Origin of the sequence: Helicobacter bilis, assembly GCF_900198365.1 — a bacterium.
Lineage (GTDB): Bacteria > Campylobacterota > Campylobacteria > Campylobacterales > Helicobacteraceae > Helicobacter_A > Helicobacter_A bilis_B.
Window position 1 is genome coordinate 1 of sequence record NZ_FZMS01000032.1, and the last position, 13,242, is coordinate 13,242.

The window sequence follows — 13,242 nt, forward strand, 5'->3', positions numbered from 1 at the left end:
CTATATCTCATGTTAAATCCATTCAAATAGCACAAAAACTTCAACTAAAGTAAAACTATAAAATACACACATGCCCCAACATAAAGTTATATAAACCCATCATCATAGCCACATTTATATGAAAATTTATATTTAATATTCCATGAAACCATCCACTCAGAGTTTCAATACACATAAAAATACCCATTTGAGATATATAATCTCACAAATCTTTTATGTCATAAGCGAAGTAACTAAAGATTCTAAAAAAACCTTAAGATTATTCTCCACCTTCAAATAGCCCTGTTGAGAGATAACGCTCACCTGTGTCATTTAGCATTGTAAGAATGTTTGCATTTGGATATTTTTTCGCCAACATCTTTGCTGCATACACATTTGCCCCACTTGATATGCCTACAAGTAAGCCTTCTTTTGAAGCAATAGTTCTTGCCATGCCTAATGCCTCTTCATTTGTTATTTGCAGCACTTCATTATAAATGTTTGTATCAAGGATTGAAGGCACAAATCCCGCACCAATGCCTTGAATCTTATGTGGAGCAGGCACACCACCACTTAGCACAGGGGAGCTTGCAGGTTCTACAGCTACAATATGTATATCTTTATATTTTTCTTTTAAAACACTGCCAATACCAGTTAGGCTACCACCAGTGCCAACACCTGCTACAAATATATCAATAGAAGTGTCTTTAAAAGATTCTAGAATCTCTTTTGCGGTTGTTTCCTTATGGATTGCTACATTTGCTTTATTGTCGAATTGATTAAGGCTTAAAGAGTTTTTATAAGTATTACGCAACTCTTCTGCACGCTCTAATGCACCTTTCATGCCTTTTTCTGGTGCGGTTAGCTCTATCTTTGCACCAAGTGCTGCCATAACTTTTCTTCTCTCAATACTCATTGAGCTTGGCATAACAATGATTAGTCGCAGTCCAAGAGACGCACATACACCCGCTAAGCCAACGCCCGTATTTCCGCTTGTAGCTTCAACAATTGTGGTATTTTGCGTGATTGTCCCGTGTTTCATGCCATCAAAGATCATTGCCATAGCGATTCTATCTTTGATTGAACTATTAGGATTCATAAATTCGCATTTACCGAATATATTTGCCCCAAACTTTTGAGAAAGCTTATTCAACTTTATAACTGGTGTTTTGCCTATAAGTTCTGTTACATTTTGTGCTATCATGATAAAAACTCCACTTGTAGTGATATGCAACCACTAAATTCCCAATGTTATGTGCTAAGATTATAGCAACTTAAAGTTAATAATGTTTAAGTTAATAATGTTTGCTTATGCAAGTATTAATTAAGTGTCAATTTAAGGAGACATCATGGGTATGGAAAATTTTGTGAAAGAATATGAAAACAATGTTGCAGAAAGAAGTAGAGAGGGTGTGCCACCACTACCTTTAAATATCGCACAGACAAAGCAGGTAATTGAGATTCTAAAAGGTAGTGATGAAACTAACAAGGCTTTTTGTAAGGATTTACTTGCTAATCGCATTAATCCGGGCGTTGATGATTCAGCAAAGCTTAAGGCAGAGTTTTTAGGCAATATCGCAAATGGCACAGAAAAATGCAGTGTAATAAATGGCATAGAGGCTACAAAGTTACTTGGCACAATGCTTGGTGGATATAATGTCCCCTATCTTGTTAAACTTATAGAATCTAGTGATAGTGCGGTTGCAAAAGAAGCAGTAAATGCGCTTAAACATACGCTCTTAGTCTATGATACATTTGATACTATTGCTGATATGAGCAAGACAAATGCACTTGCAAAAGAGATTATAAAATCTTGGGCAAATGCAGAATGGTTTCTCTCAAAGCCAAAGCTACAAGAAGAGATAAAACTTGTTGTATTAAAGATTGATGGTGAAACAAATACTGATGACTTAAGTCCCGCAAGTGATGCTTTTACGCGAAGTGATATTCCATTACATGCTAAAGCCATGCTAAAAAGTCGCATAGAAAACTATGAATCTCGCATAGAAAACATTAAAAAAATCGCAAAAGATAATAACGCAAGCGTAGTATATGTAGGCGATGTCGTAGGCACTGGAAGCAGTCGAAAATCTGCTTGTAACTCTATTGTATGGCATTTTGGCAATGAGATTCCTTATGTGCCAAATAAAAAGAGTGGTGGCTTTGTTATAGGTAGTATTATCGCCCCTATTTTCTTTGCGACATGTGAGGATAGCGGCTGTTTGCCTATCATTGCTAATGTGGATTCTTTAAAAGAAGGCGATGTTATTACACTAAAGCCTTATAGTGGTGAGATTCTAAAAGATTCTAAGGTGGTAAGCACATTTAGTTTAAGCCCTGTTACTATCATTGATGAAATCAGAGCAGGTGGGAGAATCCCCCTTATCATTGGGAGGGGCTTAACAAATAGGGCAAGAAAGTTTTTAGGCTTAGAAGAATCAAAAGAATTCTCACAAGCAGAAAAACCACAGAAAAGCTCAAAAGGCTACACTCTAGCGCAAAAAATGGTAGGCATCGCATGTGGCAAAGATGGAGTAAGACCGGGTGAGTATTGCGAACCAAAAGCAACAACGGTTGGCTCTCAAGATACCACCGGTGCGATGACAAGAGATGAGGTAAAAGAGTTGGCAAGTCTTAAATTTAGTGCTGATTTTGTTATGCAAAGCTTCTGTCATACCGCAGCCTATCCAAAACCAGCCGATGTAAGCTTGCAGGCTACTTTACCAGACTTTATGACAAGTCGCGGTGGTGTTGCCTTGCGTCCAAAAGATGGCGTTATTCACTCTTGGCTAAATAGATTTTGTCTGCCAGACACTGTTGGCACAGGTGGAGATTCTCATACTCGCTTTCCTATTGGGATAAGTTTCCCTGCGGGTAGTGGGCTTGTCGCATTTGCCGCGGTTACAGGGTCTATGCCGCTTAATATGCCAGAATCTGTTTTAGTGCGTTTCAAAGGGAAGCTAAATCCGGGCATTACGCTAAGAGATTTGGTGAATGCTATCCCTTATTATGCGATTAAGCAGGGGCTTTTAACCGTGCCAAAACAAAATAAAAAGAATATCTTTAGCGGTAGGATTCTAGAGATTGAGGGGCTTGAAGATATTAAGGTGGAACAAGCCTTTGAGCTAAGCGATGCGAGTGCGGAGAGAAGTGCAGCAGCTTGCACCATTACGCTAAATAAAGAGCCTATTATTGAGTATTTGGAATCTAATATTGCCCTTATTGATGCGATGATAAAAGATGGCTATGGCAGTGCAGAAACACTGAGAAGAAGAGCAGAAAAAATGCGAGAGTGGATCAATAATCCTGTGCTATTAAGAGCGGATAAAGACGCAGAATATGCAGCAATTATTGAGATTGATTTAAGCGAGATTAAAGATCCTATCCTTGCATGTCCTAATGACCCAGATGACGTGGCAACTTTGAGTGAGATACTAGCTGATCCAAAACGACCAAAAAATATTGATGAAGTCTTTATTGGTAGCTGTATGACAAATATCGGGCATTTCAGGGCGTTTGGTGAGATTATGAAAAATGAAGGGCAAAGCGTTACTAGAACTTGGCTTGTGCCACCGACAAAAATGGATTCTAAGCAGTTAAGCGATGAGGGATATTTCTCTCTCTTTGGTGCGGCGGGTGCTAGGATTGAAGTGCCGGGCTGTAGTCTTTGCATGGGGAATCAAGCTCGTGTAAAAGATAATGCAGTAGTATTCTCTACATCAACTAGAAACTTTGATAACCGCATGGGTAAAGGCGCACAAGTCTATCTAGGCAGTGCAGAGCTAGGGGCAGTATGTGCGAAGCTTGGTCGCTTACCAGAGCTTAAAGAGTATCTAGAAATCGTGCCGCAAAAACTAGGCGAGAATACAAACAAAGTGTATAAATACTTAGAGTTTGATAAGATAAAAGATTTTGCTTTGTAAGGTATTTTGTTGTTTTGAAGTTTTGCGGGGTGTTGCAAGACTTCATACTCTGCCGCAAGGCTTTACATATTATTCTGCATTTTTCTACTATACAAAGTTTTCTAGCGAGATGGGCTTAGAAAGCTTTGTTTGTGAAACCTTTTATTCTTAATAGAATCTAGCTTCTAGCTTACCAACTAAAAAAAATTCCAACTTCGAATAAAGTTATAGCTATTTTCAAGCGTTATATTCGTTAAAAACTATGGGAATTCTGTTGTTGAAAAAATGGGGATATGAAATCTAAATTTGTATAGAGTAGTATAGGATAAAAGGTTGTTGCCGTAATAGGCATATCCACAAACGACAAGTGTTATAACAACTGGGACTTTATATATTGCATATAAAAACTATACAAGACTAATCTCATGTATGTGAAGTGGGAGATAAAGATATATAAATGTATCAAACTGCAAGCTATTTTGCAGGACATACTATGCCTAAATATCTAGATTCCAACACTAAGGATCACTTGCAAACAAGCTGTGTATATATCACTTTTTTAGCTCAATGCTAGATTGTGGTTTTTGTGTGTCGCTTAATAGCCTTACATCTTTATTATTGTTGCTTTTAGATTGTCCAAGGAACATACCTTTCTTCTCAATCACAAGCTCATCTGATGTGATTGTGCCCTCCAATCTGCCATTTGCTAGAATCTCAATCGCCTTTGCCTCGACATTGCCTGTAATCTTGCCACTCACAATAACCTTTTGTGCAAAAACATCGCCTATAATAATTCCAGTTTTACCCACCATGACGGTATTTTTAGAGTGGATAATGCCCTCAAACTCTCCATCTGTGTGGAAATGGCAATCTGTGTGTATCTCGCCTTTAAACTTCGTATTGACTGCAATTATTGTTGCAGCGCCTCCTGTTGTTTCCTTCCCATTAGATTGTTTATTATCTGAAGCAAAGAATGCCATGATACTCTCCTTTCTCTTTCAAAAATAAGGTCAAAATTTTGCATGTTCCAATGCACGAAATTCATAGGATCAATAGGTTGCCCTAAAAATCGTATTTCATAGTGCAGGTGGGGACCCGTACTAGCTCCTGAAGAGCCAGTAAGCGCCACCAGCTGCCCTTTTTTTACAAACTGCCCTCTTTGCACCTTAATATCATTTAAATGTGCATAATATGTTCTAAATCCAAATGAATGGGAAATCTTTACAAGTTTCCCATAACCACCATTTCCGCTACTACTCGCCCAATCTACAACACCATCAGCAGTTGCATATACAGGCGTATTCATTGGAGCTACCATATCAGCCCCAGTGTGTATATGATAAATATGTAAAATAGGGTGATAACGCTTCCCATAAGGGGCAGACAAACGATAATCGATATTAATGGGGCTACCATTAGGGATAAATTTCATAATAAAAGTTTTTTGCAACGCAGTAATTGAGGCTGTATCCATTCTATCTAATAGATTTAGGTCAGCGTTATCTAATAGGGCTATTGTATCTGTTAGATTTTTATTCGTGCCAACAACATTTTCTATATCTTCAAATCTATCGCCAACAAGGGCAATTTCCTCATCTTTTTCTTGCAATGCCTCATTTAGCTTTTCGTTGTGTTGTTGCATACTTGCAAATTCACTCATAAGATGAGTATGTCTTAATTGTATATTATGTATTTCTTTCCGTATCACAACAATACTGATATAGGCAAACAAGCCTAAAGTAAGTAAAAAGACGAATAAATACGCACCAACTTGGCGAAATATCATATCAACATTAATAAACTTCGATCCATTTAAATCTGTAATCATAATGACAAGACGCTTATTTGCATTCATCGCATACCGCCTTGTTTTGCTTCTGCGTATCGTTGTGATGTAATATTGCTTACAGAATCTTGCATATTGTTAGGATTGCGTGTAACTTTAGAATCTAATGATTCTTTTGTAATATTCAATCTTTCTTTTTGTTGCAAACTTCCTTCATCAAGGGCAAAATGAGAAGACATATCATTAAGCTTTGCAATATCGTTTAACGCCCACATAAGACTACGCATATCTATATTTGCATTTTTTTTAACATTAAAAATAGATTGAAAATTCTGCGTATCCCAATCAATAAAGGATAGTGTATCTAAACCTTGACTTAGGAATCTCACTTCATAATACAAGCTTGTATGATTTTTGCCCGGGCTTGAAGTCGTATAGCCTATAATATCACCCCTACTTACAAAATCGCCAACTTTTACCGCTATCCTATCAAGATTTGTATAAGCACTACTAAAGCCTAACACATGCGAAAGTCTTACGATATTGCCATATCCATATCTTTGATTGCCATCGCGTGTAGATTCTACCAAGCCATCAGCTGTTGCATACACTGGCTCACTTTCGCTTGTATAATAGTCATATCCCGTATTGCCACCATGCGTTTGGATTGCTGCATATTGCATATCAATTAACCCATAATCCCTTGCATTTCTCTTTGTTTTATGCTTCATTTCAAACATAGTGAGTGGATTGCCATTTGGGATAATCTGCAAGATGGTTGCTTTTTGTGTGTCTGGAAGCGCTTGCAAGTCTATATGACTAATGTTAGTTTTATCGTTACTGAAAGAGTTAAAATTTACCATTTTTTCTAAATCTGCAACCCTATCACGCATAGCTTGCAACTCTTCTGTTTTGCTTTGTATATCATCTTGTAAAAAAGCATTTTGCTGATACATGTCTTGGAATGCTTGATAAGATTCTTGCTTTGCAGTGTTAATATCATCAAGCTGTTCTATAAAAGAAGACATAGCAAAATAACCAAGCACAATCACTACGCACAATATAACGCCACCATACATGACGACTTTTTGCATAACCTTTGCCATTGTAAATTGCTTTGAACCATTTTCATCAACTATTGTAATGGTTAAAGTCTGCTTGATTTTGCCTGTATCTTCCATACTACCTACTACCCATCATAGCATTGCTTTCCATGCGTATCGCTAAACCACAGCAAAAACTGCTCCACAAGTGAAAAGCTTCCAAAAATTAAGTATTTGTTATCTTTGCGTAAAACTTTCTCTGATTCTATCAATTTTTTTGGCAATAAGTCAAGTTTAGTTCTATATGGGCAAAAAAAGCTATAAGGTATAGACATGGAATCTAAAATATTTTCCATTTCTTTAAAATCTATTATGCGCGGATTTTCTACCATAAAAATTATTATTTCAATAATATGTTCTTTAAAAATACTTAGAATTTCTCTAATCTCTTTGTCTTTATAGCTATTGTAAATAAGCACAAAGGGCATATTGTTAAAATATGATTTTGCAGCAGAAATAGCAGCATTTGCAGCCATAGCATTATGTCCTACATCAACAACAACATTTGGCAATATAGCATGGAATCTGCCAATAATGTCTAGCTTATTTTTCAGTAAAGGAATGTTGAGTTTTCTTAGCACAAGAGAAGCTAGAGCTAGATTCTCTAGTAAAAAATATGGAATCTTATGTATATTACTATAAGTCTTTATCTCTTCTGTATGCAAATCCTCTTCACATAAATAAGTAATACTTTGTGGCAGGATACGCTTTAGCTCCGTATCATTGACATAAACACTGATATTTTTTATATTTTCTATGAGTTTTAACACCTCTTTTTCTTGAAAATGTGTAAAAATATCACCCTGTGCCGCACGAAGTTTTGTTAATGCGATAGATTCTAAGGTGTTACCTAGCATTTCTTTGTGATCAAGTCCTATGCGAGTAAAAATGCTTATATCATAGCGTAAAATAGAAGTGCTATCAAACTCACCGCCAACCCCGGCTTCCATCACAAGATAATCGCAATCTTGTCCCAAAACAAGTGCTAAAAATGTAGCATATTCAAAGTAACTAGCTTCTTGTATAAAAGAAAATTGCTGTAAAAAATTATGTGCGTTGAGTAACGCTTGAAGACTTACAATGCCGCTATTTGTATAGAATCTCTCTCTAAAATCAAATACATGCGGTGATGTAAAATGCAAAACTTTATATCCAGATTCTATAATGCTTTGTGTGATAAATCTCCCTGTGCTACCTTTGCCATTTGTGCCAATAATATGGATATTATAGCTATTTAAACGCAAATGAGGCCGCAACAATAAAAATAGCTTTTTTGCTCTTTTAGGATCAAAGACCGCATATTCTTGTGCTTTGGAAACCATGTATTGATATATCATCTTAGCCCTTTTGTTGTGCTATTTTGCCAAAAAGTGTATTCTAGTATGTTTATGTAGGGATTGCCAAATAAGTATATAAGATTCTATTAATATCATATTAGAATCTATTTTTGCGATAAAGTTTATGATATTCACTCATTATACAAACACATCAATGACTTGTTCTTTATTTTCTTCTTCTGCAGTTTTGTTTGGTGTAGTATTATCTTTTGTGTCTGTGTTAGCAACTTTTTCTTTTGTATCATTTGCTTTATTGTTTGTGGATTCTGCAGAATCGCCCTTTTGTTCAGCATCTATTTTTGTGGAATCGTGCTTTACAGAATCTTGTGCTGCAATTTTGTTTTCATTACTACTAGTTTCCTTGTCGTCTGTATTATCAGCTTGAGTGTCAGTCTGTTTGTTTTGTGAATCTTGCTTAGTCTCATCTTTTGTGGGCGTCTCTTTTGTAGATTCTGTTGCAGCACTCGTTGTTTCTGTGCTATCTTGCTTATTTGTGCTGCTATCATCTACTTTTGCAACTACTTCTTCTTTAGAATTTTTTGCCTTAGAATCTTGTGTTGCTGTGCTTGCAGCATTCCCTTCTTCTTTGACTTCATTACTCAAACTTTTTTCGCTAGATTCTTTAGAGATATTAGAATCTTCTTTTGTAGATTCTGTGCTGGTAGCATTCATGCTATTATTAGGTTCTGTATTTTTAGATTTCGCAGTATTAGATTCTGTTGTATTAGAATCTGTGCTAGATTGAGTATCATCTAGCGTAGCGATTGTATCTTCTGTATTTTTAGCATTAGATTCTGTGCTATCTTGCGGTGTAAGGCTCTTTGTCTTATTTGAATCTTGTGTTAATGTTTCATTATCTTGGCTTGTAGTTGCAGTATTTGGTATTGCAGATGAATCTTGTGTTGCAGAAACTGGTGAAACACTAGGCATAGCCTGCTGTTGTGCTATTTCTGCTAATGCACTTGCTAAGCTTGGGGTTGCTTGAGCTGCTTTGAGTCCTGCATTTACCTCTTTTTGCTGCAAACGCACATTACGCAAATTCTCCATAGACAGCCATCTGCTTTTATTAATCTTATCGATTTTTTCTTGTAGCTTTTGGACATTTTCTTCTATCTGTCTGCTTAAACGATCGATATTATCAGAAAATACATTGATAGAGTGTTCATCTCGCAAATTCAACGCACTCATATCCTTTTTCCCTAAATCAAGGATAATCCCATCTTTTGCGTAATCCATTGTAAAGACATTTTTGTGATTCAGTGTCGCTTTACTTAAAATATCTTTAATTTGCTGTGTTGCTTCATAGCGTTGTCGCAACATTGTATCATCGACTGGCGCCCAAGCATCATTTTTCTCTGTTTTATAATTACTCTTTATATCTTTTGCAATGCTTTGCACATCGCTTAAGCTTTTTCTTGCAACCTGCAAGGCTTTCAGCGTATTTAGCATGTCATTTACTTGTGTATCATACGCTGGATCATCATCTGTGGCTACAATATCAGTGGTGGGAATCTCATCAATAATACTAAAAGTCTTTTGTATATCTGCAAACTTTAAAGAATCGTTTGCTACTGGTATTTTTTGCAATATAATAGGCGCTCCATCTACATTGATAGCCATGAAAAACTCCATTTTTAAATTCTAAAGACTATCAAAGCAAAACTTATTCCTAAACTTTTAACACCTTAAATAAGGATTATCTTACTTCCTCTAGCGTAGCGAGTTATGATATTGCGTTAGATGAAAAGTTTCTGGTAGATACATCGCATCACTTATTTCATAAATAAGTTTATGAAAGGCTTGCATGACATCTTGACTATACTGAAAAGTTTCTCCATTGATAATAATACTGCCGTTTTTATCATAGAAATCGCCTAACTCTATGCTTGTAAGGATATTTTGATCCTTCTCATCAAGCTTGTAATAGATTACTATTTGCGGATATATATAAGTTTGTCTTGTGCTAGGCATAAGGTGTATAGATTCTAAAGTATGTAATGTCGGCGAATATTGATAAGGCTGAAGCACAAAGTGTAGTAAGCCGCTATCACCCCTGCGACACCCTTGCATTAAAGCCTCTTTTGTAGGATAAACATAATGGGTCATATCAGCAATAGCACAAACTTCCATAATTACAGGCATAGTAGGCACAAGCACATTTTGCTTTGGTGCTTTTGTGGCATAATACTCCCAGCTTTCTGGCAAACCAGTTGTATGATTTTGCATTAAAGCTGGTGGCTCTTGTAAAACATGTGATTTTAGTGAAAAATCTGGTGCATAAGGTATCTCTGCATAAAGCACACCACTCCATATCGTAGCACTTGCAATCATGCATTTCAAAATATTTTTCATGTTTGTTCCTTTCTATAAGTAACACTTTTAGAGCACGAATTCTACAATAACGACAATTGGATTTCCAAAGCGACCCGTAAGCCGCCTCACATAAAGATAAATAAGCCAAAAATCTATAGGACATGCAGACATCGTCGAAAAAGACTAAGATCTTATAAGGCTAATATTCTTATATTAATCATGTTGCTAAATACATTATTTCTTCGGGTAGCAAAAACGATAGCCGCGTCTTCTCACCGTCTCAATTGTATTAATATTTAATGGCTTATCCATTCTTTGTCGTATTTGATTGATTGCTACCTCAATAACATTAGGCGTTACAAGCTCTGGCTCGTCCCAAATCGCATTTAATAATTGATCTTTTGATACGATTTGATCTCTTTGTCGTGCAAGATGTGTAAGCACTTCAAATGGCTTACCTTTTACTTCGATATCTTTACCTTTAAATGTTATCCTTTCTTCATCTGGGATAATGACTATATCCCCAATCTCTATAAGATTAGAATCTGTAAGCTTTAGTCTGGCTTGAATCCTTGCTAATAAGACTTCGTTATCAAATGGATATGCTATATAATCATCAGCACCAAATTTAAAAGACTGGACCTCGTGCTTTGGCTCATTGTCTCCAAGTATAATGACTGGAACTTTTGGATATTTGCCCTTGACAATAGATATAATGTCTTGCGCCCCACCATCTGAAAGCTGCCACCCACCAAGCACAATATCATAACTACGCACACTAATGTGATATTCCCCATCTTTCACATTTTGTGCCAAATCAACTTGATAGTTTTTCTTACCCAACTCCCTTGATATGCTATCTAACACATCTTTCTTACTATATACAACTAAAATACGCATAAAAGTCTCCTAGCAAAAAGTCTTGTAATTATAGCATTATTTAATCTAACCTTAAACTTTTTTTATAAAAATATTAAGCATAAATTAAATAATCCTTAATAGTTTTATAAGCTAACTTATAAAATTGATTTGATTATAAGAATCTATCGTGCAAGGCTATCAAGGCTATGAAATAAAAAGGATTATCAAACCATAGAATACAAGCCGCATGGAGTAAATTTCATGATTTTATGCTACAATTTGGCTTTTTAACCTGATAACTAAAAACAACTAAAACATTACGAGGGTGGCGTGAAAGTATCTAAGATATTAAAATCTTGCTTTTTTATTTTTATATTTATCGGCTTCATAGATACTGCATTAGCCGCTCCAGCAGATAATCAGCTAAAGCTTAATGGGGTACCTGTACCTTCAGTTGATTTAAGTATTAATCCACCAAGCACACCAACGCAGCTTGTTACTACGCTAAATATTGTTGTATTACTCACCCTTTTAATACTTGCCCCATCTCTTGTGCTAATGATGACGAGCTTTACGCGTATTTTAATCGTGCTGGGCTTTTTACGCACTGCATTAGGCACACAGCAATCCCCACCAACGCAAGTATTAGTTAGCCTTGCTATGATTCTTACTTTTTTTATTATGGAACCTGTGATAAAAGATGCCTATAATGTGGGTATAAAGCCATATATGGAAGAAAAAATCGGCTATGAAGAAGCCTTTGAGGAGACCATGCGTCCATTCAAAAAATTTATGCTTATGAATACTCGTCATAGTGATATTGCATTATTTTATAAGATACGCAATGAAGAGCCACCACAAATGGATAATATTACGACAAAAGAGCAATTTGAAGCCCTGATAGATAAGGTTTCGCTTAGTATTATCTTGCCCTCATTTATGATCAGTGAGCTAAAAACTGCTTTTCAAATCGGCTTTTTATTGTATTTACCATTTTTAGTTATTGATATGGTTATTGCTTCGGTGCTTATGGCTATGGGCATGATGATGTTGCCACCTGTCATGATTTCATTGCCATTTAAGATTCTCATTTTTGTGCTTGTTGATGGGTTTAATTTGCTGATATGGAATCTCGTTCGATCTTTTAATTATTCTTAATTATACATGCAAGTGTGCTAAAATCATTTTGAATGTTAAGAATATATTGTAAAAAATATGTTATAATTGCGGAGATTACGGAGATTATATTAAATTTACTTAGGAGCTTTGATGACACAAGAAGAGTTAGATTCTCTTATGGCACAAGACGCAGATTCTTTAGGTGAAGGCTTAGATGATGTGCAGACAGAAGATACAAAAGAAGAAATTAAAGCCGAGTTTGTAGATCCAAACTCATATAAGCCAGAAGCCGATAAGAAATGGCCCCCACCACCACCAACAGAGGAGCACAAAGTCGTTCATCAGCTTGATGATGTAACTAGAGACTCTGAAGTGAAAATGACAGAAGTTTTCGATCAAATTGATAATATCGGATCACTTGCTACTTCAATCGAAAAAGATTCTAAAAAAATCAAAGAGTATCTCAAAGCCCAAGAAGAAATGCTTGTTACACTTGTTGAAAGCTTCCCTAAAATTAAGGCATTTGGCACTTCGCTAGAGCAAACAAAAGAAATTGCAAAGGTGAATGATAATATTAAAAATTCTGCTATGGATTGTAATGACGCATGTATGCAGGCTATGGATATTATGCAGTATCAAGATATTCACCGACAAAAGATAGAGCGCGTTATCAATGTAATGCGTGCATTAAGTCAGTATATGAATTCTCTCTTTGAAGGTAGGGGTGATGATTCTAAACGCGTGGCATCAGCTACATATATTGCAGGTGATAGCCACGATGAAGTTGCAAGTGAAAGTGATATTGAAGCACTCATTGCATCTTTTGGACAAAAATAATAGAT

At 36.1% G+C, this 13,242-nt stretch carries 11 protein-coding genes; 3 read left to right on the forward strand and 8 right to left on the reverse strand.

Features of this window, described 5'->3' with window-relative positions:
- Positions 1-259: 259 nt before the first annotated feature.
- Positions 260-1,183: a cysteine synthase A gene (cysK, locus tag C6H08_RS05035; protein WP_034562408.1), complete on the reverse strand. Its 924-nt coding sequence runs from the start codon at positions 1,181-1,183 to the stop codon at positions 260-262.
- A gap of 151 nt (positions 1,184-1,334) precedes the next feature.
- On the opposite strand from cysK, the gene acnB reads away from it, so the two are divergent.
- A complete protein-coding gene (gene acnB / locus C6H08_RS05040) occupies positions 1,335-3,902 on the forward strand; it encodes a bifunctional aconitate hydratase 2/2-methylisocitrate dehydratase (protein WP_034580704.1) in 2,568 nt (855 codons plus the stop codon).
- 530 nt (positions 3,903-4,432) lie between these two features.
- Here the strand turns inward: acnB and C6H08_RS05045 are convergent.
- The 7 genes from C6H08_RS05045 to hsrA form a co-directional block, all read right to left on the reverse strand.
- The gene (locus tag C6H08_RS05045; protein ID WP_034562405.1) at positions 4,433-4,861 is read right to left on the reverse strand and encodes a bactofilin family protein; all 429 of its coding nucleotides are present in this window, start codon (positions 4,859-4,861) and stop codon (positions 4,433-4,435) included.
- Positions 4,792-5,736, reverse strand: coding sequence for a M23 family metallopeptidase (locus tag C6H08_RS05050; protein ID WP_034562403.1), 945 nt, complete (start codon positions 5,734-5,736; stop codon positions 4,792-4,794). The genes C6H08_RS05045 and C6H08_RS05050 overlap by 70 nt, the downstream gene beginning before the upstream one ends.
- A complete protein-coding gene (locus C6H08_RS05055) occupies positions 5,733-6,848 on the reverse strand; it encodes a M23 family metallopeptidase (RefSeq protein ID WP_034562401.1) in 1,116 nt (371 codons plus the stop codon). Before C6H08_RS05055 ends, C6H08_RS05050 begins: the two co-directional genes overlap by 4 nt.
- Before the next feature lie 8 nt (positions 6,849-6,856).
- Positions 6,857-8,107: a Mur ligase family protein gene (locus tag C6H08_RS05060; protein WP_034580239.1), complete on the reverse strand. Its 1,251-nt coding sequence runs from the start codon at positions 8,105-8,107 to the stop codon at positions 6,857-6,859.
- A 138-nt stretch (positions 8,108-8,245) separates the two neighbouring features.
- On the reverse strand, positions 8,246-9,727 hold the full coding sequence (locus C6H08_RS05065; protein WP_034580240.1) for a hypothetical protein: 1,482 nt from the start codon (positions 9,725-9,727) through the stop codon (positions 8,246-8,248).
- A 90-nt stretch (positions 9,728-9,817) separates the two neighbouring features.
- A complete protein-coding gene (locus C6H08_RS05070; protein ID WP_034562394.1) occupies positions 9,818-10,459 on the reverse strand; it encodes a hypothetical protein in 642 nt (213 codons plus the stop codon).
- A gap of 195 nt (positions 10,460-10,654) precedes the next feature.
- Entirely contained in the window at positions 10,655-11,320 is a 666-nt protein-coding gene (hsrA, locus tag C6H08_RS05075; protein WP_004086761.1) for a homeostatic response regulator transcription factor HsrA, read from the reverse strand.
- 291 nt (positions 11,321-11,611) lie between these two features.
- On the opposite strand from hsrA, the gene fliP reads away from it, so the two are divergent.
- Together fliP and C6H08_RS05085 are read left to right on the forward strand one after the other, a co-directional pair.
- The gene (gene fliP, locus C6H08_RS05080; protein ID WP_034562392.1) at positions 11,612-12,439 is read left to right on the forward strand and encodes a flagellar type III secretion system pore protein FliP; all 828 of its coding nucleotides are present in this window, start codon (positions 11,612-11,614) and stop codon (positions 12,437-12,439) included.
- A 111-nt stretch (positions 12,440-12,550) separates the two neighbouring features.
- Positions 12,551-13,237 carry a hypothetical protein gene (locus tag C6H08_RS05085; RefSeq protein ID WP_034562391.1) on the forward strand — a complete coding sequence of 229 codons (687 nt, stop codon included), beginning with the start codon at positions 12,551-12,553 and terminating at the stop codon, positions 13,235-13,237.
- The last annotated feature ends 5 nt before the right edge of the window (positions 13,238-13,242 follow it).

Excerpts from the sequence above, each read along its gene's own strand:
- cysK (WP_034562408.1), bottom strand. The coding sequence starts at position 1,183 with ATGATAGCACAAAATGTAACAGAACTTATAGGCAAAACACCAGTTATA.
- acnB (WP_034580704.1), top strand. The coding sequence starts at position 1,335 with ATGGAAAATTTTGTGAAAGAATATGAAAACAATGTTGCAGAAAGAAGT.
- C6H08_RS05045 (WP_034562405.1), bottom strand. The coding sequence starts at position 4,861 with ATGGCATTCTTTGCTTCAGATAATAAACAATCTAATGGGAAGGAAACA.
- C6H08_RS05050 (WP_034562403.1), bottom strand. The coding sequence starts at position 5,736 with ATGAATGCAAATAAGCGTCTTGTCATTATGATTACAGATTTAAATGGA.
- C6H08_RS05055 (WP_034562401.1), bottom strand. The coding sequence starts at position 6,848 with ATGGAAGATACAGGCAAAATCAAGCAGACTTTAACCATTACAATAGTT.
- C6H08_RS05060 (WP_034580239.1), bottom strand. The coding sequence starts at position 8,107 with ATGATATATCAATACATGGTTTCCAAAGCACAAGAATATGCGGTCTTT.
- C6H08_RS05065 (WP_034580240.1), bottom strand. The coding sequence starts at position 9,727 with ATGGCTATCAATGTAGATGGAGCGCCTATTATATTGCAAAAAATACCA.
- C6H08_RS05070 (WP_034562394.1), bottom strand. The coding sequence starts at position 10,459 with ATGAAAAATATTTTGAAATGCATGATTGCAAGTGCTACGATATGGAGT.
- hsrA (WP_004086761.1), bottom strand. The coding sequence starts at position 11,320 with ATGCGTATTTTAGTTGTATATAGTAAGAAAGATGTGTTAGATAGCATA.
- C6H08_RS05085 (WP_034562391.1), top strand. The coding sequence starts at position 12,551 with ATGACACAAGAAGAGTTAGATTCTCTTATGGCACAAGACGCAGATTCT.